At 63.7% G+C, this 20130-nt stretch carries 20 protein-coding genes and 1 pseudogene; 11 read left to right on the top strand and 10 right to left on the bottom strand.

Features of this window, described 5'->3' with window-relative positions; all coding sequences use genetic code 11:
• Positions 1–18: 18 nt before the first annotated feature.
• The 3 genes from ACESMT_RS21270 to ACESMT_RS21260 form a co-directional block, all read right to left on the bottom strand.
• Positions 19–1326, bottom strand: a complete 1308-nt coding sequence (locus tag ACESMT_RS21270; RefSeq protein ID WP_372828582.1) for an NAD(P)/FAD-dependent oxidoreductase — start codon at positions 1324–1326, stop codon at positions 19–21.
• Positions 1327–1550: 224 nt separating this feature from the next.
• Positions 1551–2489 (bottom strand): ornithine carbamoyltransferase, encoded by a 939-nt coding sequence (argF, locus tag ACESMT_RS21265; RefSeq protein ID WP_372828581.1) that lies wholly within the window; start codon positions 2487–2489, stop codon positions 1551–1553.
• Positions 2486–3709, bottom strand: coding sequence for an aspartate aminotransferase family protein (locus ACESMT_RS21260; RefSeq protein WP_372828580.1), 1224 nt, complete (start codon positions 3707–3709; stop codon positions 2486–2488). Before ACESMT_RS21260 ends, argF begins: the two co-directional genes overlap by 4 nt.
• A 225-nt stretch (positions 3710–3934) precedes the next feature.
• Here ACESMT_RS21260 and ACESMT_RS21255 point away from each other — a divergent pair, with 225 nt between their 5' ends.
• Positions 3935–4252, top strand: coding sequence for a DUF3579 domain-containing protein (locus ACESMT_RS21255; protein WP_372828579.1), 318 nt, complete (start codon positions 3935–3937; stop codon positions 4250–4252).
• Between the two features lie 116 nt (positions 4253–4368).
• Here the strand turns inward: ACESMT_RS21255 and rpsT are convergent, their stop codons facing one another.
• Positions 4369–4680, bottom strand: coding sequence for a 30S ribosomal protein S20 (rpsT, locus tag ACESMT_RS21250; protein ID WP_372828578.1), 312 nt, complete (start codon positions 4678–4680; stop codon positions 4369–4371).
• Between the two features lie 224 nt (positions 4681–4904).
• On the opposite strand from rpsT, the gene murJ reads away from it, so the two are divergent.
• Positions 4905–6470: a murein biosynthesis integral membrane protein MurJ gene (gene murJ / locus ACESMT_RS21245; protein ID WP_372828577.1), complete on the top strand. Its 1566-nt coding sequence runs from the start codon at positions 4905–4907 to the stop codon at positions 6468–6470.
• A gap of 67 nt (positions 6471–6537) precedes the next feature.
• Positions 6538–7389, top strand: a complete 852-nt coding sequence (locus tag ACESMT_RS21240; protein WP_372828576.1) for a SirB1 family protein — start codon at positions 6538–6540, stop codon at positions 7387–7389.
• Between the two features lie 250 nt (positions 7390–7639).
• On the opposite strand, the gene ACESMT_RS21235 is transcribed toward ACESMT_RS21240, so the two are convergent.
• The 3 genes from ACESMT_RS21235 to purM all read right to left on the bottom strand — a co-directional run bounded on the left by ACESMT_RS21235 (position 7640) and on the right by purM (position 11051).
• Positions 7640–8566, bottom strand: coding sequence for a division plane positioning ATPase MipZ (locus ACESMT_RS21235; RefSeq protein ID WP_372828575.1), 927 nt, complete (start codon positions 8564–8566; stop codon positions 7640–7642).
• Positions 8567–8755: 189 nt separating this feature from the next.
• On the bottom strand, positions 8756–9961 hold the full coding sequence (locus ACESMT_RS21230; protein WP_372828574.1) for an MFS transporter: 1206 nt from the start codon (positions 9959–9961) through the stop codon (positions 8756–8758).
• A 49-nt stretch (positions 9962–10010) separates the two neighbouring features.
• Positions 10011–11051 carry a phosphoribosylformylglycinamidine cyclo-ligase gene (gene purM / locus ACESMT_RS21225; RefSeq protein WP_372828573.1) on the bottom strand — a complete coding sequence of 347 codons (1041 nt, stop codon included), beginning with the start codon at positions 11049–11051 and terminating at the stop codon, positions 10011–10013.
• 164 nt (positions 11052–11215) lie between these two features.
• On the opposite strand from purM, the gene hda reads away from it, so the two are divergent.
• From hda to folK, 4 genes are all read left to right on the top strand, one after another.
• Positions 11216–11902, top strand: coding sequence for a DnaA regulatory inactivator Hda (hda, locus tag ACESMT_RS21220; RefSeq protein ID WP_372828572.1), 687 nt, complete (start codon positions 11216–11218; stop codon positions 11900–11902).
• Positions 11899–12609, top strand: coding sequence for an HAD family hydrolase (locus tag ACESMT_RS21215; protein WP_372828571.1), 711 nt, complete (start codon positions 11899–11901; stop codon positions 12607–12609). The genes hda and ACESMT_RS21215 overlap by 4 nt, the downstream gene beginning before the upstream one ends.
• A gap of 62 nt (positions 12610–12671) precedes the next feature.
• Entirely contained in the window at positions 12672–14282 is a 1611-nt protein-coding gene (pcnB, locus tag ACESMT_RS21210) for a polynucleotide adenylyltransferase PcnB (RefSeq protein WP_372828570.1), read from the top strand.
• Positions 14283–14291: 9 nt separating this feature from the next.
• Positions 14292–14816: a 2-amino-4-hydroxy-6-hydroxymethyldihydropteridine diphosphokinase gene (gene folK / locus ACESMT_RS21205; protein WP_372828569.1), complete on the top strand. Its 525-nt coding sequence runs from the start codon at positions 14292–14294 to the stop codon at positions 14814–14816.
• Positions 14817–14823: 7 nt separating this feature from the next.
• On the opposite strand, the gene pdxH is transcribed toward folK, so the two are convergent.
• Positions 14824–15474, bottom strand: a complete 651-nt coding sequence (pdxH, locus tag ACESMT_RS21200) for a pyridoxamine 5'-phosphate oxidase (protein WP_372828568.1) — start codon at positions 15472–15474, stop codon at positions 14824–14826.
• Between the two features lie 23 nt (positions 15475–15497).
• Between pdxH and ACESMT_RS21195 the strand changes: the two genes are divergently transcribed.
• Positions 15498–16094, top strand: a complete 597-nt coding sequence (locus tag ACESMT_RS21195; RefSeq protein ID WP_372828567.1) for an NTP transferase domain-containing protein — start codon at positions 15498–15500, stop codon at positions 16092–16094.
• On the opposite strand, the gene ACESMT_RS21190 is transcribed toward ACESMT_RS21195, so the two are convergent.
• Positions 16083–16598 carry a superoxide dismutase family protein gene (locus ACESMT_RS21190; RefSeq protein ID WP_372828566.1) on the bottom strand — a complete coding sequence of 172 codons (516 nt, stop codon included), beginning with the start codon at positions 16596–16598 and terminating at the stop codon, positions 16083–16085. The genes ACESMT_RS21195 and ACESMT_RS21190 overlap by 12 nt on opposite strands.
• A gap of 48 nt (positions 16599–16646) precedes the next feature.
• Positions 16647–17282: a gamma-glutamylcyclotransferase gene (locus ACESMT_RS21185; protein WP_372828565.1), complete on the bottom strand. Its 636-nt coding sequence runs from the start codon at positions 17280–17282 to the stop codon at positions 16647–16649.
• 103 nt (positions 17283–17385) lie between these two features.
• Between ACESMT_RS21185 and ACESMT_RS21180 the strand changes: the two genes are divergently transcribed.
• From ACESMT_RS21180 to ACESMT_RS21170, 3 genes and pseudogenes are all read left to right on the top strand, one after another.
• On the top strand, positions 17386–17937 hold the full coding sequence (locus ACESMT_RS21180) for an OmpA family protein (RefSeq protein ID WP_372828564.1): 552 nt from the start codon (positions 17386–17388) through the stop codon (positions 17935–17937).
• A 163-nt stretch (positions 17938–18100) separates the two neighbouring features.
• Positions 18101–19921, top strand: a complete 1821-nt coding sequence (gene edd / locus ACESMT_RS21175) for a phosphogluconate dehydratase (protein ID WP_372828563.1) — start codon at positions 18101–18103, stop codon at positions 19919–19921.
• Positions 19912–20130 (top strand): annotated as a pseudogene (locus ACESMT_RS21170) (keto-deoxy-phosphogluconate aldolase); the annotation flags it as partial. The gene edd and the pseudogene ACESMT_RS21170, both read left to right, overlap by 10 nt.

The raw sequence follows: 20130 nt of genomic DNA, 5'->3' as shown, positions 1-20130 counted from the left end.
TGGGAATGCCGCTGATTATCAATGCAACTTGATGCGCGGACGGTAGGTGCGGTCAATCATTTCCGACAGCGTGATCAGCGCGGTTTTTTTCCAGCCGCCCAAGGCCAGCTGGTGCTGTTTGTGCAGCGCCCAGTACATGATCTTTGCGATTTGACCTTCGACAAAAAAACTGCCCTTGGTCAGGCTGCCCATCAGGCTGCCGACCGAGGAGTATTCCGACAGCGAGACCAGCGAACCCTGGTCCCTGAAGACAAACGGGGAGACCGGCTCACCGCGTTGCAGGCGCGGCAGGGCCTTCACCAGGTACATCGCCTGCTGATAGGCCGCCTGGGCGCGCGGCGGCACCCAGGTGCCATCCGGTTGCTGGCAGGCGGCACAGTCGCCAAAGGCGTAAATGCTGGCGTCGACCGTCTGCAGGTTGCCGTTGACCACCAGCTGGTTGAGCTTGTTGGTCTCCAGCGGCTGCGCGCCGCCAAGTGTTTTCAGGAAGTCAGCGGCCTTCACGCCAGCGGCCCAGACCGTGAGGCTGGACGAGATCACCTTGCCGCTGGCCATCTTCAGACTGCTATCGGTGACCTCGATCACCTTCTCGTTGGTGTGCACCTCGATGGCCAGCTTGCGCAGTTCCCGCAGCGCCGATTCGCTCAGGCGCTCCGGCAATTGCGCGAGCAGGCGCGGCGCAGCCTCGACCAGCACGATTTGCAAGTCTTTTTCGGGGTGGATGTGGTCAAAGCCGTAGTTGGCCAGCACTTTGGCCGAGGCATGCAGTTCGGCGGCAAGTTCCACCCCGGTGGCGCCCCCGCCGACGATGGCCACCGTCAGGCGACCACTGCCCGCGCTACGCGGCACAGTCTGCGCGCGGATGCAGGCATTGATCAGGCGGTCGTTGAAGCGTTTGGCGGCTTGCGGGCTGTCCAGCTTGATCGTGTGTTCGGCCGCACCGGGTGTGCCGAAGTCATTGGTCTGGCTGCCCACGGCAATCACCAGCGTGTCGTAGGCCAGCTCCTGGGCCGGCGTGATCTCACGCCCAGCCTCGTCGTGGCTGGCGGCGAGCTGCAGGGTTTTGGCGCTGCGGTCCACTCCTTCCAGGCGCCCCAGGCGGAACTTGAAGTGGTTCCAGCGAGCCTGCGCCAGGTATTCGATTTCTTCCGCGTGGGTGTCGAAGCTGCCGGCCGCCAGCTGGTGCAGCAGTGGCTTCCACACATGCGTGCGCGCGGCATCAACCAGCGCGATCTCAGCCAGGCCCTTTTTGCCCAAAAGTTTGCCCAACTGGGTGGCCAGTGCCAGCCCGCCTGCGCCTCCCCCGACGATGACGATGCGTTGCATGAGTTTTTCCTCTTCGGCCCCGGATGGCTGCCATGTTGTTGTGGCTACATGGTAACTGCGGGGCAGGGACAAGGACGCGGGGCGATAGGGGTGGCGAGTCCATCGGCGGGGAGACGCCTTTGAAGATGTTGCGCAGGGACCGGCTCAGAGATATCCGGGCGGCAGCGGGTAGGCCAGACACCTGCCACTGCAGGCTGCTGCTGCTGCGCAATGCCTGAAACCCCTCAAGCCACCTTGCCGAGCAGCAGGAACTCCATCAACGCCTTTTGCACATGCAGCCGATTCTCCGCTTCATCCCAGACCACGGACTGCGGCCCGTCGATCACATCGGCTTGGACCTCCTCACCGCGATGCGCGGGCAGGCAGTGCATGAAGAGCGCATCGGGTTTGGCAATCTTCATCATCTCAAGGTCCACACACCAGTCGGCAAAAGCTTTCTTGCGTTCCTCGTTTTCGGCCTCGTAACCCATGCTGGTCCACACGTCTGTGGTCACCAGGTCGGCACCGGCGCAGGCCTGCATCGGGTCCCTGAAAACCTTGTAGCTGTCGGCCGACCGGATGCCGGCCACAGATTGGTCCACTTCGTAGCCGGTGGGTGTGCTCAGGTGCACCTTGAAGCCGAGGATTTCGCTGGCTTGCAGCCAGGTGTTGGCCATGTTGTTGCCGTCACCGACCCAGGCCACGGTTTTGCCTTGGATGGAACCGCGGTGCTCGATGTAGGTGAAAATGTCAGCCAGGATCTGGCAGGGGTGGAACTCGTTGGTCAGGCCGTTGATGACCGGCACGCGTGAATGTTCGGCAAACAGCTCGATCTTGGTTTGCTCGTAAGTGCGGATCATCACCAGGTCCACCATGCGGCTGATCACGCGGGCGCTGTCTTCGATCGGCTCGGAGCGGCCGAGCTGGCTGTCGCCAGTGGTCAGGTGCACCACGCTGCCGCCCATCTGGTACATGCCGGTTTCAAAACTCACGCGCGTGCGGGTCGAGGCTTTTTCAAAAATCATGGCCAGCGTGCGGTCCACCAGCGGTTGGTGTTTCTCATAGGCCTTGAATTTTTTCTTGATCAGCGCGGCGCGCTCAAAAATATAGGCGTATTCGGCGGCGTTGAAGTCGCTGAACTGCAGGTAGTGGCGCATCTTGGTTGAGGCTGGGGCGCTGCTCATGGCTTTTCCCCCAGAAACTGCTTGATCAACGGGCACAGGATGGCCACGATTTCGTCGGCCTCGGCTTCGCTGAGGATCAGTGGCGGCACCAGCCGGATCACGCTGTCGGCCGTCACGCTGAGCAGCAGGCCCTTGTCGGCGGCACGGTTGAGGATCTCGCCACAGGGTTTCGCCAGATCGATGCCGAGCATCAGGCCGAAACCGCGGATTTCACGCACACCGCCCGTTTTCAGTTCGGCGGCAAGTTCACGCTCCAGTGCCGCCTTCAGGTGAGCGCCGACTTTGGCAGCATGGGCCAGCAGGCCGTCTTCCTCCATGATGCGAATCGTCTCGATGCCGGCGCGCATGGCCAGCGGGTTGCCGCCGAAGGTGGTGCCGTGGTTGCCCGGAGCGAAAATGTGTGCGGCTTTGGGGCCGGCCACCACGGCGCCTATCGGCACGCCTGAGCCCAGACCTTTGGCCAGCGGCATGACGTCGGGCTGAATGCCGGCCCACTGGTGCGCAAACCACTTGCCGGTGCGGCCCATGCCGCACTGCACCTCGTCGATCATCAGCAGCCAGTCGTTCTGGTCGCAGAGCTTGCGCACCTGCTGCATGTAGCCGGCATCCATGGGGTGGATGCCGCCTTCGCCCTGGATCGCTTCAAAAAATACCGCGACCACATTCGGGTTGCCGTCGGTAGCGGTTTCCAGCGCGGCCACGTCGTTGAGCGGAACGCGGATGAACCCTTCGACCAGTGGTCCAAAACCGGCCTGCACCTTGGAGTTGCCCGTGGCGCTGAGCGTGGCAATGCTGCGGCCGTGAAAAGCTTTTTCGTACACCACGATCTCGGGGCGATCTATGCCCTTGTCGTGGCCGAACTTGCGCGCCAGCTTCAGCGCGGCTTCATTGGCTTCGAGCCCCGTGGAGCAGAAGAACACGTTTTCCATGCCCGACAGCTCGACCAGCTTCGCCGCCAGTGTCTCCTGCCCCGGCACGTGGTAGTAATTGGAGCTGTGGATGATTTTGGCGATCTGGTCCTGCAGCGCCGGCACCAGGCGCGGGTGGTTATGGCCCAGGGTATTGACGGCGATACCGCCCAAACCGTCGAGATACTCCTTGCCGTTGACGTCCCAGACACGGCAACCCTGGCCGTGCGACAGCGCGATCGGCAGACGGCCATAGGTGTTCATCACGTGAGGCGAGGCGACTTCGATGTGGGAAGGCAGGGCAGCGGTCATAAGGAAACTCCGGGGCGTGACAAAAACAGGAGGCCGCCACAGAAAAGCGGCCTGAGGTGATTTTAGGCGCAGGCTTTTGCGTCTTTGGTGAGGATGTTGCATCACAGTCATGCGGCGCGCAGGCGCTTGCTGCCAGGTCTCAAGTCTTATATAAGATAGAATCATTGTGCGGTGCAGCATGAGGCAATATCCCCGCCTCTGGCACGCTAAAAACCTTCAACCCGAATGGTCTCCAACTCCGCCAAAGAAGTCTTCATTCAAGGCATCACCCGTGATGGCAAGACCTTTCGCCCCAGCGACTGGGCAGACCGCTTGTGTGGCGTGATGAGCCAGTTCCGCCCCGGTGGACCACAACCCGGCAGCCACCTGACCTACTCGCCCTGGTGTGTGCCCACGGTGATCAATGGCGTCAAATGTGTGGTGGTCAACAGCGAACTGCGCGAGGCCGAACCCATGGCCTGGGACTTTGCAATCAACTTTGCGAAGGACAATGACCTGCAGATGGCCGAGGCCTGTTTGATACCGGACGCGCCCAGGCTCTGACCGGACAGTGGATGCCGGAAACAAAAAAGCCGTCTTGCGACGGCTTTTTTGTTTTGCTGGCAGCGCACCCTGCGAAACGGCGGACTGAAGATCAGTCCGGGCGATGGACCTGGGTATCAGGCCGCTTTGGGGGCGGCGAGGGCGAGAGCCTTCACCTTGGTGGACAGGCGGCTCTTGTCGCGCGCTGCCTTGTTCTTGTGGAAGATGCCCTTGTCGGCAATCATGTCCACAACACTCTGCGCCTTGGCGAAGAGTTCGGTGGCTTTGGTCTTGTCGCCGGCGGCGACAGCTTTTTCGACGTTTTTCACGGCGGTGCGGTATTTCGAGCGCAGCGAGGTGTTGGCGGCGTTGAGTTTGGTGTCCTGGCGGACGCGTTTGCGGCCTGAGGCCAGGCGGGGGTTCTTTTTCTTGGGTTTGGCGGTAGCCATAATTAATTTCCTTTAATCCGGGGAGGAGTTCTGCGGATGATGCTTAGCAAAGCCTCTGATTATACCCCCACGGTTGCTCACTGCGTGTAGCGCCATGCCCCCCGAGGGGGCCGCTGCGCCTGCGGCCCGGCAAAGCCGGTTCCGCAGCCCCTACTTGAAAAGATTGCCGAAACATGTGAAGCGCATGGCCGTAGGCCTGACTGCAGGGGCCTTAAACTCCTCCGGTGTCACTTTTCAAAGCCGCCTCTACTGTTTCCCTGTTGACCCTGGTGTCCCGGATCACCGGCCTGGTGCGGGAGCTGCTGATGGCTTCGACCTTTGGCGCCAGCGCCATGACCGATGCTTTCAACGTCGCTTTTCGCATCCCCAACCTGTTTCGCCGCCTGTTTGCCGAGGGCGCTTTCAGCCAGGCGTTTGTACCGGTACTGGCGGCCAGCCATGCCAAAAACGGTGAAGCCGCCACCAGGCTGCTGATCGACCGGGTGGCGACCCTGCTGACCTGGGCCTTGCTGTTGACCTGTGTGATCGGTGTCGCGGCCGCGCCGGTGCTGGTCTGGATGATGGCCAGCGGCCTCAAGCAGGAGCCGCGCGGTTTTGAAGCTGCCGTGTTCATGACGCGCTGGATGTTTCCTTATATCGGCTTCATGTCGCTGGTGGCGCTGTCAGCCGGGATACTGAACACCTGGAAACGCTTTGCCTTGCCGGCCGCCACGCCGGTGCTGCTGAACTTGTCCATGATAGGCGCGGCCTGGCTGGGCGCGCCCTGGTTCAAGACGCAGGGCATTGAGCCGATTTACGCCATGGGCGCCGGTGTCATGCTGGGCGGCTTGCTGCAACTGTCGGTCCAGATTCCGGCGCTGCTGAAAATGGGTTTGCTGCCAAGAATAGGTCTCAGCGCGAGCGCGGTTCGTCTGGCTTGGGCCGACCCGGGAACCCGCAACATCGCGCGCCTGATGGTGCCGGCTCTGCTGGGGGTGAGCGTCGCGCAGGTGTCGCTGCTGATCAACACCCAGATCGCCTCCCATCTGGCACCAGGCAGTGTCAGCTGGCTGACCTACGCGGACCGGCTGATGGAATTCCCGACGGCCATGCTGGGCGTGGCCATCGGCGTGGTGCTGATGCCGCAGCTCGCCGCGGCCAAAGCCGCCAATGACGCGGAAAAATACTCGGCCATGCTGGACTGGGGCTTGCGCATCGTGGTGCTGCTGGCGGTGCCCAGCGCGGTGGCGCTGCTGACCTTTGCCCAGCCGCTGGTGGCCACGCTGTACCACTACGGCGCGTTTACCGACCGCGACGTGTACCAGACCACCACGGCGCTCATGGGTTACGGCGCCGGCCTCGTGGGGCTGGTGGCGATCAAGGTGCTGGCGCCAGGTTTTTACGCCAGCCAGGACATTCGCACGCCCGTGAAGATTGCCGTGGTGGTGCTGGTGATCACGCAATTGCTCAACCTGGCGCTCGTGCCTTTTTTCCAGCACGCAGGGCTGGCGCTGGCCATCGGAATCGGAGCGATGATCAATGCCTTGTGGCTGCTGCTGGGGCTGCGCAAGCGCGGCAGTTACCGGGCGGCACCCGGTTGGGGCGTGTTTGCGCTGCAGGTGCTGGCGGCCAGCGCCCTGCTGGCGGTATTTTTGCTGTGGTCCGCGCAGGCCGTCAGCTGGACCGGGCTGCGGGCCGAATCTTTCAAGAGGATTGGGCTGCTAGCTCTTGTCCTGCTTGCTTCATTCGCTATTTATTTCGGAGCACTCTGGGCCTCGGGCCTGAAGGTTCGCAAGTTGATGCGCCGCTGAACTTGCCGTAACGACTGGTAAACAACGGGCACTCGCGTCGCCTGCAGCTTTGTGAGAAAGTAGCGCCATGTCTCTCAACCTCGATGTTCCGTCGCCGCTGCAATACTTTGCCAGCCTGGTGCAGAGCGACGAGCATTTTCCGCTGCTGGAAGCGGCCATCAGTGTGGCGCAGGACGAGTACCCCGAACTCGATGTGCAGCAGGTCCTGGGCGACGTGGACCAGTTGTTGGCGCGCCTGAAGCGCCGCCTGCCGGCCGACGCCTCCGCGTTGCAGCGCCTGCGTGCGCTGAACCAGTTTTTCTTCCGGGACCTCAATTTCGGCGGCAACATCAATGACTACTACGACCCCGACAACAGTTACCTGAACGCGGTGCTCAGAACCCGCCGCGGCATCCCGATCTCCCTGGCAGTGCTGTGGCTGGAGCTGGCTGGCGGCATGGGGCTCAACGCCCGCGGTGTGTCCTTTCCCGGCCATTTCATGGTCAAAGTCAATCTGCCCAAGGGTCAGGTCGTGATCGACCCCTTCAGCGGCCACTCGCTGAGTCGTGAAGAGCTCTCTGAGCGACTCGAGGCTTTCAGACAGCGCAGCGGGCTGATGGATGAGTTCGAAGTGCCTATTGGCCTGTATCTGCAGTCGGTGCCGGCGCGCGACATCATCGGCCGCATGTTGCGCAATCTCAAGGAAATCCACAAGACCCAGCAGGACTGGCCACGGCTCATTGCCGTGCAAGACAGGCTGATCGTGCTGCAGCCGGAGGTCTGGGCCGAATACCGCGACCGCGGGCTGGCGTTGGCCGAGCAGGGTGAGGCCGGCCGTGCTGTGCCCGATCTGGAAATTTACCTGGACCACGCCAAGGACGCGCTGGATCTGGATGTGGTCGCCGACCGCCTGGCCCGCTTGCGCCGCCAGAAAAGCTGACCCGGCTTTCCAGCCGACTCATACAGTAGGCAAAGCGCGAAGCACTTCTCTTCACAAGCAGGGGCCGCGGGTCCGGCTTTGCCGGCCCGCAGGCCCAACGGCCCCCTCGGGGGGCAGGGAGCTACACGCAGTGAGTGACCGTGGGGGCTTTTGAAACAAGCAGGAGCCGCGGGTCCGGCTTTGCCGGCCCGCAGCCGCAGCGCCCCCTCGGGGGGCAGCGCAGCACACGCAGTGGCAAGCGTGGGGGCTCTTAACTTCGCCTTAAAAACTGCGGAATCTGCGGTCCATCGGCGGACCGCGTAGTGCGCGCCAGGGTGGGGGGGCTGACTGGTTTTTCTGGTACCGGCGTCCGCCCAGCACTCAGTGTGGACAGGCGTCCGCCCTGTACCATGGACTCCTGGGCCGGCATCAGGCTATTGGGCAGCGAGCCGCGGTGTCTGGAAACCACCTCTTCGGAAGCAGTTTTTGGCAAGATTGCGGCTTTGGGCGCCAGCGTCCGGGCTGGCGGCCGCAACACGCTGCTGCCGTCGTTGGCTGCCTGCGGCGGGTAAAGCTGGGGCTTGAGCCATTGCAAAATCGGCGCCCATTGCGCCAGGTCGACGGCGGTCTGCTGGGGCTGCAAATCAAAAATCGTCATGCCGCGCTCCAGGCTGCGCACATACAGCTGGGTTTCGCGCAGCGCACCGAGAAACGGCACGCCCAGCGACTCCGACCACTTGTCCAGTGTCTGGGCGGCATTGGTGCGCGCGTCGATGCGCATGCCGACCACCGCCAGCCGGCAGCGCCCGCTGGCCACGCGTGGCATGGTCATCAGTTCGGCATGGCACGCCTGGGCCGACTCGCGGTCAAACATTGAGCTGCAAACGGGCATCACGATGGCGTCGGCGAACATCACGACGCGCGCCAGCTCGAAGCCATGCATGCCGCCGGGGGTGTCGAGCACGACGTGGGTGATGCCTGTGGGCACACGCAACATGTTTTTCTGGTCCACGGCCCAGGGGGCGATGGCTGGAAGAGCCGCGTCGCGCCGTTTCAGCCAGGCCCGGGCCGACTGCTGGCGGTCCACGTCGCCCAACATGACGGAGCTGCCGTTGCGCGCGCACCAAGCCGCGATGTGGGCGGCCAACGTGCTTTTTCCACTGCCTCCCTTGCGGTTGATGACTGCGATGACCGGCATGACTGTTCCTCGTGCTAAATAATGGAACAGTTTGATACAAATAGACGTAAAAGTCCAGTACGCCCAATGGATATCTGCGCAGGCAGCTCGTTTTTTTGTAGCAACACAGGGGGAGGTTCAGGGTCGGGTGATCCTTGGTGGCGCGATTTTTTTCACGCTCCACGGCTCAGGCTGACGTCACACGGTCCCTCACGGCAAAACCCGAGAGCCACGCCAGCGCCACAGCAGCACCAGCGCCACCAGGCTGAAAGCAGCACCGGCAATAAACGTCGCGGAGGCGCCCAGCTGGTCCCACAACACCCCGGCCAGCGTGCTGGCCACCAGCAGGGCCACACCGCTGACAAGGTTGAAGAATCCAAACGCTGTGCCGCGCAGATCAGGCGGCGCGGCCTCGGCCACCATGGTGGCCAGCAGGCCCTGTGTCATGGCCATGTGCAGCCCCCACAGGGCAACGCCGGCCCAGACAAACTGCCATTGGTTGCTGTAGGCCAGCAGCAGATCGGCGGCGATCAGCACCACCAGCCCCCAGGCCAGTAGCGTGGTGTGGTTCACCGTGTCGGACAGTTTTCCGAAGGGGTAGGCGCCCAGCGCGTAAACGACATTCATGCCGATCAGCACCAGCGGCGTGTAGGCGATGGGCAAGCCGCCTTCCATGGCGCGCAGCAACAAAAAAGCCTCGCTAAAACGCGCCAGCGTGAACACCGCGCCCATCAGCACCACGCGCCGGTAGGCCGGGCTCAAGCGCCGCAACTGGGCCTTGCTGACCGGGTTGCGCCTTGGCGCGTCACTGGCAGCATGCAGCGGTGCGGGCTCTTTGACCCCCACCAGCAACAGCGCCACGGCCATAAAGCCGGGCACCATGGCGACCCAGAAAATCGCCCGGAAGTCGTTCGCCCAGAGCAGCATCAGGCCCATCGCTATCAGTGGCCCGACGAAGGCGCCCACGGTGTCGAGTGACTGGCGCAACCCAAAGGCCGCGCCGCGCATGCCGGGCGGCGCCAGGTCGGCCACCAGCGCATCGCGTGGTGCGCCGCGTATGCCTTTGCCAACACGGTCGATCAGGCGGGCAGCCAGCACCATGCCGGTGCTGGTGGCCAGTGCAAAAAGCGGTTTGGAGGCGGCACCCAGGCCGTAGCCCAGCACTGCCAGCGGCTTGCGTTTGCGCCAGTAGTCACTGAGCACGCCAGAAAAAACTTTCACGATCAGGGCGGTGGCCTCGGCTGCCCCCTCAATCAGGCCCACTGCCCACATGCTGGTGCCCAGCACCGTCACCATGAAAACCGGCAGCAGGCTGTGGATCATCTCGGAAGAGATGTCCATCAGCAGGCTGACAAAACCCAGCGCCCAGATGGCGGGCGGAAGGCGTGCAGGCGCTGCGACTGGCAGGTTGGACACCGGGCGGGGAGGACGGCTCTGCCAGTCTGGGTTGGGGCCTGCGGGCGGCTCAGCGAACGGTCACTGCGGCGCCGTCGCCCTTGTCGGCAATCACGCCAATCTCGTACACCTGCTCGCCGGCGTCCCTCAGGGTTTTGGCCGTGGCCTGGGCGCTGGCGGCGTCGATCACGACCACCATGCCAATGCCGTTGTTGAAGGTGCGGTTCATCTCGAAGTCGGAGATGGCCGCGGTTGTTTGCAGCCAGGCAAACAGCTCGGTCTGCGGCCAGCTGCCTTTCTTCAGGTGAGCGGCCGTGCCTTCGGGCAGCACGCGCGGAATGTTTTCCAGCAGGCCGCCGCCGGTGATGTGGGCCAGCGCCTTGATCGGGTGGGCGGCCAGGGCGGCCAGCACATTCTTGACATAGAGGCGGGTTGGCTCCATCAGGGCATGACGGAAAGGTTGGCCATCGAGTGTCGAGGGCAGGTCGGCGCCGGCGCGTTCAATACATTTGCGCACCAAGCTGAAGCCGTTGGAATGCACGCCGCTGCTGGCCAGACCCAGCACCACGTCGCCGGGCTTGACGTCTTTGCCCGTCAGGATCTTTGACTTTTCCACCGCGCCGACAGCAAAACCGGCCAGGTCGTACTCGCCTTCGGGGTACATGCCGGGCATCTCAGCGGTTTCGCCGCCTATCAGCGCGCAGCCGCTGAGTTCACAGCCTTTGGCAATGCCGCCGACCACAGCGGCTGCGGTATCGACATCGAGCTTGCCGCAGGCAAAGTAGTCGAGGAAGAACAGCGGTTCGGCGCCCTGCACCAGCACGTCGTTGACGCTCATGGCGACCAGGTCAATGCCCACGGTGTCGTGCATGGCCCATTCAAAGGCCAGGCGCAGCTTGGTGCCCACGCCGTCGGTGCCGCTGACCAGTACCGGCTCCTTGTAACGCTTGGGCACCTCAAACAGGGCGCCGAAGCCGCCAATGCCGGCCAGAACCCCTTCGCGCATGGTTTTTTTGGCCAAGGGTTTGATGCGCTCAACCAGGGCGTCGCCTGCGTCAATGTCAACGCCGGCATCTTTGTAGCTCAGGGGGGAAGGAGAGGAGGTGGTCATGCTTGGGTGGGGTAGGCTGCGCTCATGCGGGCACCAAGCCCGATAGAATCCATGCAAGATTCTAAAGGTTCACCCCACGCACGCTGTATGCAATTGACTTCTAGCTCCAAACGCAGGGCGGCGCGATACCGGGCGCCGGCGCAGGCGGGCGGCGTGTGGCAGCCATGAAACAGATCGCGCTCGACATCGGCCTGGCTTCGCCGCCCTCGCTGGCCAACTTTTTTGCCGGCCCGAATGAGGCGGCGCTCAAGCACCTGGAACTGTGGGCCGGCAATAGCCTGCGCTCGCCGGTGCCGACCTACCTCTGGGGCGAGTCCGGTAGCGGCAAGACCCATTTGCTCAAGGCCGTCAGCGAAGCGCTGCGCGAACAGGGCGCGGCCGTCGGCTGGATGGACGCCACGGTGCTGGAGCCGCCTGAATTCAGTGAAAGCTGGGCGGCGGTCATCCTCGACGACTGCCACCTCTATACTGCGGTTCAGCAGCAGGCGGCCTTCAACTGGTTTGTCAATGCCCTCAATGCCCCCGACGGCCACCCGCGCTGGGTGCTGGCTGCCGGCGCCTCGCCACCGGCCGACCTGAGCCTGCGCGAGGACCTGCGCACGCGCCTGGGCTGGGGCCATGTGTTTGCGCTGCAGGCCTTGAGCGAAACCGACCGCCGGTCCGTGCTGCGCCAGGAGGCCGATGCCCGCGGCGTGTTCCTGAGCGATGAGGCGATGGACTTCATCCTGAGCCGCTTCTCGCGCGACCTGGGCAACCTGATGCAGCTGCTGGACCAGCTCGACGGTTATGCGCTGCAGACCCAGCGCACCATCACCATCCCCCTGATCAAGTCCATGCTGGAGAACTCGTGACATCTGACCCAGGCGCGGCATGCGAAGTGAAAGGCGTGGGGGTACGCCGGATTGCCTTGTTCGACCTCGACCATACGCTGATCCCCTTTGATTCTGACTATGAATGGGGCGAATTCACGATTGCACTGGGCTGGTGTGACGGGCAAGAGTTCAAGCGCCGCAATACCGAATTTTTTGCGCAATACCAGGCCGGTACCCTCGACATCCACGCCTACGTGCGCTTCGCTACACAGGCGATCCGGGAGCAGGGCGCTATAAATTCGATAGCTGCCCATGCCCGTTTCATGAGAGAAATCGTGCAAAAAGGCCTACAGGATTCGGCCCTGGCGCTGGTGCGCCGGCACCAGGACGCGGGCGATGAGGTCGTCATCGTGACCGCCACCAACGAGTTTGTGACGCGACCTATCGCAGCGGCCTTAGGTGTGGGTGAGCTGATTGCCGTGGAGCTGGAGCGCGACGCCGACGGTCAGCTCACCGGCGCCATCCAGGGCACGCCGTCCTTCCGCGAGGGCAAGGTGGTGCGGGTGCAGCAGTGGCTGGCCGACCGCGGATGGGACTGGGACACCGTCGAAACCACTTTTTACAGCGATTCCCTCAACGATCTGGCCCTGCTCGAAAAAGTCACCCATCCCGTGGCCACCAACCCGGACGAGCGCCTGCGCGCCATCGCCGCCGGGCGAGGATGGCGCATACTTGAGTTGTTCTAACTGCCGAGGACCCTGGCCCTTGTACTGCAAGCGCGGCCTGGCCGGCAAAATCTCCTGATTCAATGATCAAAAAATTTATCGACAAGCTGTTTGGCAAATCCGACAGCCCCACCACCGGCGCCAAGCGATCCAAAAAATCAATTTTCGGTCAGCGCCAGGAAGTCGGTCCCAAAGACCACGCGATTGATCCCAAGCTGGTTGATGACCGCGCGATGGACGTGGTGCATACCCTCAAGCAGGCTGGCTACGAGGCCTACATCGTTGGCGGCGCTGTGCGCGACCTGCTGGTCGGCCTGCGCCCCAAAGACTTCGACGTGGCCACCGATGCCACGCCCGAGCAGGTCAAAAGCCTGTTTCGCCGCGCTTTCATCATCGGCCGGCGCTTTCGTATCGTCCATGTGATTTACGGCCGTGGCCGCGAGCATGAGGTGATCGAGGTCTCCACCTTTCGCGCGCACCTGGACAGCAGCCTGGCCGAGCAGGTCGGTGGCAACGAGCGCACCAGCAAGAGTGAGCTGGCCGGCATGAAACACGCGGTCGATGCGTCCGGCCGTGTGCTGCGCGACAACGTCTGGGGTCCGATGGAGGAAGACGCCGCGCGGCGCGACTTCACCATCAACGCCATGTATTACGACCCCGAAACGCAGATCGTCGTGGACTACCACAACGGCATCCGCGACGCGAAGAAAAAGACCATCCGCATGATTGGCGATCCGGCCACGCGTTATCGCGAAGATCCGGTGCGTATCATCCGGGCCGTGCGTTTTTCGGCCAAGCTCAGCGCGCTGGGGTTCAAATTTGAGGACAAGACGGCTGCGCCGCTGAAGTCGATGAAAGGCCTGCTGGCCGACGTGCCGCAGTCGCGCCTGTTCGACGAAATGCTCAAGCTGCTGCAGACCGGCCACTCGCTGGCCAGCATCGCGCAGCTGAAATACCTGGGACTGAACACCGGTATCTATCCGCTGCTCGACGTGGTGGTGGACACGGCAGAAGAACCCTTTCTGCAGCTGGCCTTGCTCGACACCGACCGCCGGGTCGGCGAAGGCAAACCGGTCGCGCCCAGCTTCCTGCTGTCGTGTGTGCTGTGGGCCGACGTGCGCCAGGGCTGGGAGCAGCGGCGCCAGCGCGGCGAACATGTCATGCCCGCGCTCCAGGGCGCCATCGACGATGCCTTCAACGCAAAAATCGGCGATGTGTCGGGCCGCGGCAAGCTGGGTACCGACATGCGCGAGATATGGACCATGCAGCCGCGGTTTGAAAAACGCACCGGCAGCTCGCCCTACTCACTGCTGGACCAACCGCGCTTTCGCGCCGGTTTCGACTTTTTGCGCCTGCGCGCGCAGACCGGCGAAATCGACACCGAATTGTCCGAATGGTGGGAGAAATTCAGCACCGCCTACGACGACGAGCGCCACGACATGATCGAGCAAGCCCGGCTGGATCACGCGCAAAAACCACAGCAGCCGCGCACCCGTGTCAAACGTGTCGAGCCGGACGCACCGCGCGGCGCTGATGCTGGCCAAGCTCAAGCACCCACGCCGGAGTATGGCGAAGCGGGTGGATTTGGCGAACCAGCGCCCGCCAAAAAGCGCAGGCGCCGCCGCAAACCGGCCAACCGCGACGGCAGTGGGGCGTCTGCCAGCCCGCCGTCCGACACGCCGGTCGACCACTGAGCCTGCGCCATGCCAGCGGGCGGCCCCCGGAGTGATGACGCACCACCGGTCACGGCTTACGTGGCCATCGGTGCCAACCTGGGCGATGCGCAGGTCGCGGTGCAGCAGGCGATGCAGGCGCTTGGCCAACTGCCGCTGAGCCGCGTGGCGCGGCGTTCCAGCCTGTACCGGACCGCTCCCCTTGTCAGCAACTTGACCGGCGCTGAGACGGGGCCGGATTACATCAATGCCGTGGTGGCGCTGGAAACAGCCCTGACCGCGCCAGAGCTGCTGCAGCAACTGCAGGCGCTGGAGCAGGCTGCCGGCCGTGAACGCCCTTATCCCGATGCGCCGCGCACACTGGATCTGGACCTGCTTTTATACGGCCAGGCCCGGATCGACTCGCCACGGCTGACGGTACCGCATCCGCGCATGGGCCAGCGCGCGTTTGTGCTGGTGCCACTGGCCGAGATTGCCCCTGCGCTGGTGTCGGCTGCCCAACTGGACGCGGTTGCGGATCAAGCCGTCACTCGGCTGGAGCCGGGGGCCCCCTGAAGCGTGCTCAGGGCGCCAGCCGCTCGCGCAGCCAGCCGCCTTCTGTTTGCTGCGTATAACGCAGCCGGTCATGCAGCCGGCTCCTGCGGCCTTGCCAGAACTGCCAGCTGTCGGGTACCAACCGGTAGCCACCCCAGTGCGGCGGGCGCGGCGGCTGCAGCAGAAATTTAGCACCGTACTTGGCGGCATTGGCAACCAGCACACTGCGGCCAGAGATTACTTCGCTTTGCGGGCTGGCCCAGGCGCCTATGCGTGAGTCCAGTGGCCGACTGTGAAAGTAGGCATCACTTTCTTCATCGGATACTTTTTCAACCACGCCTTCGATGCGCACCACGCGCTCTAGCTCCACCCAGTGAAACTGCAAGGCCGCAAAAGGGTTGGCAGCAATCTCAAGGCCCTTGCGGCTGTCGTAGTTGGTGTACCAGACAATGCCGCGCTCGTCATAACCCTTGACCAACACAACGCGGGTGGAGGGGCGTCCATTGCCCGCCACCGTGGCCAGTGTCATGGCGTTGGGTTCCGGCAACTGGCCGCTGATGGCCTCTTGCAGCCACTGGTCAAATTGGCGCAGCGGGTCGGCATGCGAGGCTTCTTCATTGAGTTCGGCGCGCTCGTAGCTCTTGCGCAGGTCGGCGATGTGGGTGGTGGTCTCTGACATACTGGAAGTATAGGTAGTCCTCCATGACCGCGTCTTCACCCACTCTTTGTTCCACCTCTCTGCCCGTGGTGATCGTGCTGGCCGCCGGGCGCGGCGAGCGTTTTGCCGCTTCCGGCGGCAGCACGCACAAGCTGGCGGCGCTGCTGGCGGGCAAGCCCGTGTTGCAGCATGTGCTTGATGCCGTGTTGGCCAGCGGGCTGCCGCACCATGTGGTGCAGGCCGACGCTGCGCGCCCCGGCATGGGCGACTCGATTGCCGCCGGTGTGCGGGCCACGGCCGACGCGCCAGGCTGGCTGATCCTGCCGGCCGACTTGCCGCTGGTGTGCGGCGAGACGCTGCGTGCCGTGGCCTGGGCACTGCTGCAGCATGCGGTGGCGGTTCCGCTTTACAAGGGGGCGCGTGGCCATCCGGTCGGGTTCTCCGCTGCCTGCGGGCCGGCGCTGCTGGATTTGAAGGGAAATCAGGGTGCTTCCCTCGTCCTGCGGTCGCAGGAAGCTATCAATTCAGTAGCGTTCCTCGCGCTGGATGACATCGGCATCGTGACCGATGTCGATACCGTGGATGACCTGGCACGTGCTGAAGCGCTGCTTGCCGCGCGTTCAGTCGCTTCAGCTTCTTGAAATCATGGCGCAGGCCAGTCGCGGTCCGGCGTTGCCGGTGGGCTGGGTTTTGTAGTCGTCGGGGTCGCGGTGCACGATCAGGCCCTTTCCAATGACATTGGTTACGCCGCTGCCCACGGCGATCATGCTCGACTCAAAGCTGAATTTGGCGACCCCGGCGGCATCGGCCTTCAGGCTCGGCAAATCACCCGCGTGATGCGTGCCTTTGCCGTGGCTGCCATGCGGCGCACCGGTGGGGTTGAAGTGTCCGCCGGTGCTCATGCCGTCACCGCTGGAGCAGTCGCCTTTTTCATGCACATGAAAACCATGTTCGGCGTTGGGCTTGAGGCCACGCACTTCACCGCTGACCATTACCTTGTTGCCGGCCTGTACAAAATTCACGCTGCCGCTGGTGGGGTTGCCGATGGTCGATTGCAGTTGCGCGCTGGCGCGTGGGGCGGGGGTTGTGCTGGCGCAGGCGCCCAGCAAAGCGGCTGAAGCCAAAAGAATCATTGTGGTTTTCATGGGTGTCTCCGGACAGGATTGAAACAGGAAGGATGTCCTGCCAGCACTTTAGTCTGGCGGCCTTGCGCTGGCAAGCTTGGCCTGCTCTTGCTGCGCAAGTTTGAGCAGGCGGTCCAGGGCGGCATCGGAAATGCCATGGCTTTGCAGGCTCTCCAGGGTCTGGCGGGCGTAGTCGTGGGTGCTGCCATAGCGCCCGCGCGAGTCGGCAAAGATCTGCTGGTAACGGGCCAGGCTCAGCTCTCCGGTGAAATTGGGGCTGCGCCTTGACAGCGTGAAGGCCAGTGCCTGCACGCTGCCCTTGGCCGTGCTACAGCGCAGCCAGCGCGGGTCATAAACGCCGGTGACCATTTCGCGCAACCACAGTGTTGCCATGATTTCCGGCACATCATGCCGGGGCACCCGGTAAACCACACCATGGCAGCTACCGCCCGAGAGCAACGCAAACACCAGGCCGGGGCACTCCGGGGTGCCGCGGTTGATGCGGCTCCACATCTTCAGGGCCCGGTGCCAGCCGTGCACCTTGGCACGCCGCGACTCGGCAAAGTCAAAGTCAGGGCGCCAGATCAGCGACGCATAGCCAAAAATCCAGAGGTCATCGCGGCCACCCCACTGGTGCAGAAAACGCGCCAGCATCGGGGCCGGATCGCGCACCGGTTGCAGGGGGAAGAGCGGGGGCGTATTCACAGCCACACTTTACAATGACGAGCCTGCGCCGTCAGCGCCTTCGCCTGATTGTCCGGTGGTGGCAAGTGCCAGGGACAAGCCGGGTTTCACGGAGATTTTCTGCATGTATTTGCAATCGGATGATGAACAGCTGGGTCGGGTGCTGGGTCTGGTGTTGGCTGTCGTCATCGGGGTGATTGCACTGGTTATGGGTGCTGCGCTTTACCGTCCGTCCGTCAATGCTGCGCCGGATGTGGCCGCAGTGCCACCCGCCGCAAGCCCCGTGGCCGCCCCGGCACCTGCGGCAGTGGCCGCTGTCCCCATCGAACCTTCCGCGCAAGCCACTTCCGATGCGGCCAGCGTCACGGTGGAATACGGGGTGGTGAAGTTTTATTTTGCGTCTGGCGATGCCGATCTGGCGGAGGGTGCTGCCGGTGCACTGGTGGACGTGGTGAAAGCCGCCAGAAGCGGAAAAAAAGTGCTGATCGCAGGCTTTCATGATTCAACGGGCAACGCCGCTGTCAACGCCGAGCTCGCGCGCCGCCGGGCGCAGGTTGTGCAAGATGCGTTACGGGCAGCGGGTGTGCCCGACCGCCAGATCAGCCTTCAGAGGCCGGCGCTGGCTGGCCCTGGCCCTGATGCCGAGGCGCGCCGGGTCGAGATCACGCTGCAATAACGCGGCATGGCTGCTTGCCCCTGCGAGGTAACGGGTTTGTAACCCGCGACTTTCCAAAGACGCGGTAACCCAGTAGGATGAAGGCGGTAATAAAGTTACCAATCCGATCTGATTCCAGCTTGTTCGGGCATTCCGCCTTACCACCTCACAGCATCTGACAACCATGACCCTGCACCCCACCATCGCCGATGTGACCGAGCGCGTACGCAACCGCAGCCGCGCCAGCCGCCAGGCTTACCTGCAGCGGCTGGACACCACCGCCACGCGCGCCATCAGCGTGGACCGCATGGGCTGCGGCAACATCGCGCACGCGGTGGCCGGCATGCCGCTGGACGACCGCTTCAAGGTGGTCACGCAGCGTGCGCCCAACATCGGTATCGTCACCGCCTACAACGACATGTTGTCGGCGCACACGCCGATGCAGCCCTACCCGGACCTGATCAGGTGGGAGGCGCGCCTGCATGGCGCGACCGCCCAGGTGGCCGGTGGCGTGCCCGCCATGTGTGACGGCGTCACGCAGGGCACCACCGGCATGGAGCTCAGCCTGTTCAGTCGTGACGTGATTGCGATGGCCACCGCTGTGTCGCTGAGCCACGACATGTTCGACGCCGCGTTGATGCTGGGCGTGTGCGACAAGATCGTGCCCGGCCTGCTCATAGGCGCGCTGCATTTTGGCCACTTGCCCATGGTGTTTGTGCCGGCGGGACCCATGCCCTCTGGCCTGCCGAACAAGGAGAAAGCCCGCGTGCGTGAACTGGCCGCGCAGGGACTGGTCGGTCGTGACGAGCTGCTCGACGCTGAGCTCAAGTCTTACCACAGCCCTGGCACCTGTACGTTTTACGGCACGGCCAACAGCAACCAGATGCTGCTCGAGGCCATGGGTCTGCATGTGCCCGGCACCGCCTTCGTCAACCCGGGTGGGGACCTGCGCGACGAGCTCACGCGTGAAGCAGCGCGTACCGTGCTGGGCATTGTCAAGTCGTCGAAACGTTTCTCACCCATTGGCAGGATCGTCGATGAAAAAGCCATCGTCAACGCGATGGTGGCCTTGCTGGCCACCGGCGGCTCTACCAACCACCTCATCCACTGGGTGGCGGTCGCGCGTTCAGCCGGCATCCTGATCGACTGGAACGACTTTTCCGACCTGTCAGATGTCGTGCCCCTGTTGACCCATGTGTACCCCAACGGCAGCGCCGACGTGAACCAGTTTCAGGCGGCAGGCGGCACTGGTTTTGTCATTCGCGAGCTGCTGGACGGCGGCTTCATGCACGAGGACGTGCTCACGGTGCGCGAAGGTGGAATCCGCGAATACACCCGCGAACCAGCCATGGTGGACGGCCGGCTGGCCTGGCATGAGATGGGGCCGTCGAAAGACGAGGCCATCGTACGGCCGGCCAGCGCGCCTTTCAGTGCCACCGGCGGCCTCAAGCTGCTGCAAGGCAACCTGGGGCGCAGCGTGATCAAGGTATCGGCCGTGCCCGACGACCGCCACGTCATCGAGGCGCCGGCGCGGGTGTTCGACTCGCAGGAAGACCTGCACATCGCCTTTCAGGCCGGCGAGCTGGAGCGCGACGTCATCTGCGTGGTGCGCTGGCAGGGACCGCAGGCCAATGGCATGCCTGAGCTGCACAAGCTCACGCCGCCTCTGGCGGTCTTGCAGGGCAAGGGCTTTCGCGTCGCGCTGGTCACGGATGGGCGCATGAGCGGCGCCTCAGGCAAGGTGCCGGCGGCCATTCATGTGTCGCCGGAGGCCATGGCTGGCGGACCACTGGCCAAAGTACGCGACGGCGATGTGATCCTGCTGGACGCCATCCGCGGTGTCCTTGAGGTCAGGGTGGCGCCCGATGAGTGGGGCGTGCGGGAGCCGGCCGCGATGCCGGTGAGCCTGCTTGCCGGCAATGGCGTGGGCATGGGTCGGGAACTTTTTGCAGGCATGCGCCGCAACGCGCTGGCCGCTGAAGAAGGGGCTTTGTCATGGACCTGAGCATGGAGAAGTACCAGTCGTTGACGGCGTTGCAGGTCATGCAGGACGCCGCTGTGATCCCGGTGATGGTGCTGACCGATGTGGCGCATGCCGTACCGCTGGCACGTGCGCTGGTGGCGGGCGGCATCCGCATGCTTGAAGTCACTTTACGCACACCGCAGGCACTGGCCTGCATCGAGGCGATTGCCCGCGATGTGCCCGAGGCGGTG

The organism is Polaromonas sp. (genome assembly GCF_041689105.1).
Taxonomy (GTDB): Bacteria; Pseudomonadota; Gammaproteobacteria; order Burkholderiales; family Burkholderiaceae_C; genus Polaromonas.
This window is presented reverse-complemented; position numbering and strand designations above follow the sequence as displayed.

What these genes read in the sequence shown, in the direction of transcription:
- ACESMT_RS21270 (WP_372828582.1), bottom strand. Translation starts at nt 1,326, where the DNA reads ATGCAACGCATCGTCATCGTCGGGGGAGGCGCAGGCGGGCTGGCACTG.
- ACESMT_RS21255 (WP_372828579.1), top strand. Translation starts at nt 3,935, where the DNA reads ATGGTCTCCAACTCCGCCAAAGAAGTCTTCATTCAAGGCATCACCCGT.
- rpsT (WP_372828578.1), bottom strand. Translation starts at nt 4,680, where the DNA reads ATGGCTACCGCCAAACCCAAGAAAAAGAACCCCCGCCTGGCCTCAGGC.
- pdxH (WP_372828568.1), bottom strand. Translation starts at nt 15,474, where the DNA reads ATGTCAGAGACCACCACCCACATCGCCGACCTGCGCAAGAGCTACGAG.
- ACESMT_RS21235 (WP_372828575.1), bottom strand. Translation starts at nt 8,566, where the DNA reads ATGCCGGTCATCGCAGTCATCAACCGCAAGGGAGGCAGTGGAAAAAGC.
- purM (WP_372828573.1), bottom strand. Translation starts at nt 11,051, where the DNA reads ATGACCACCTCCTCTCCTTCCCCCCTGAGCTACAAAGATGCCGGCGTT.
- hda (WP_372828572.1), top strand. Translation starts at nt 11,216, where the DNA reads ATGAAACAGATCGCGCTCGACATCGGCCTGGCTTCGCCGCCCTCGCTG.
- ACESMT_RS21190 (WP_372828566.1), bottom strand. Translation starts at nt 16,598, where the DNA reads ATGAAAACCACAATGATTCTTTTGGCTTCAGCCGCTTTGCTGGGCGCC.
- folK (WP_372828569.1), top strand. Translation starts at nt 14,292, where the DNA reads ATGCCAGCGGGCGGCCCCCGGAGTGATGACGCACCACCGGTCACGGCT.
- pcnB (WP_372828570.1), top strand. Translation starts at nt 12,672, where the DNA reads ATGATCAAAAAATTTATCGACAAGCTGTTTGGCAAATCCGACAGCCCC.
- ACESMT_RS21240 (WP_372828576.1), top strand. Translation starts at nt 6,538, where the DNA reads ATGTCTCTCAACCTCGATGTTCCGTCGCCGCTGCAATACTTTGCCAGC.
- argF (WP_372828581.1), bottom strand. Translation starts at nt 2,489, where the DNA reads ATGAGCAGCGCCCCAGCCTCAACCAAGATGCGCCACTACCTGCAGTTC.
- edd (WP_372828563.1), top strand. Translation starts at nt 18,101, where the DNA reads ATGACCCTGCACCCCACCATCGCCGATGTGACCGAGCGCGTACGCAAC.
- ACESMT_RS21260 (WP_372828580.1), bottom strand. Translation starts at nt 3,709, where the DNA reads ATGACCGCTGCCCTGCCTTCCCACATCGAAGTCGCCTCGCCTCACGTG.
- ACESMT_RS21180 (WP_372828564.1), top strand. Translation starts at nt 17,386, where the DNA reads ATGTATTTGCAATCGGATGATGAACAGCTGGGTCGGGTGCTGGGTCTG.
- ACESMT_RS21195 (WP_372828567.1), top strand. Translation starts at nt 15,498, where the DNA reads ATGACCGCGTCTTCACCCACTCTTTGTTCCACCTCTCTGCCCGTGGTG.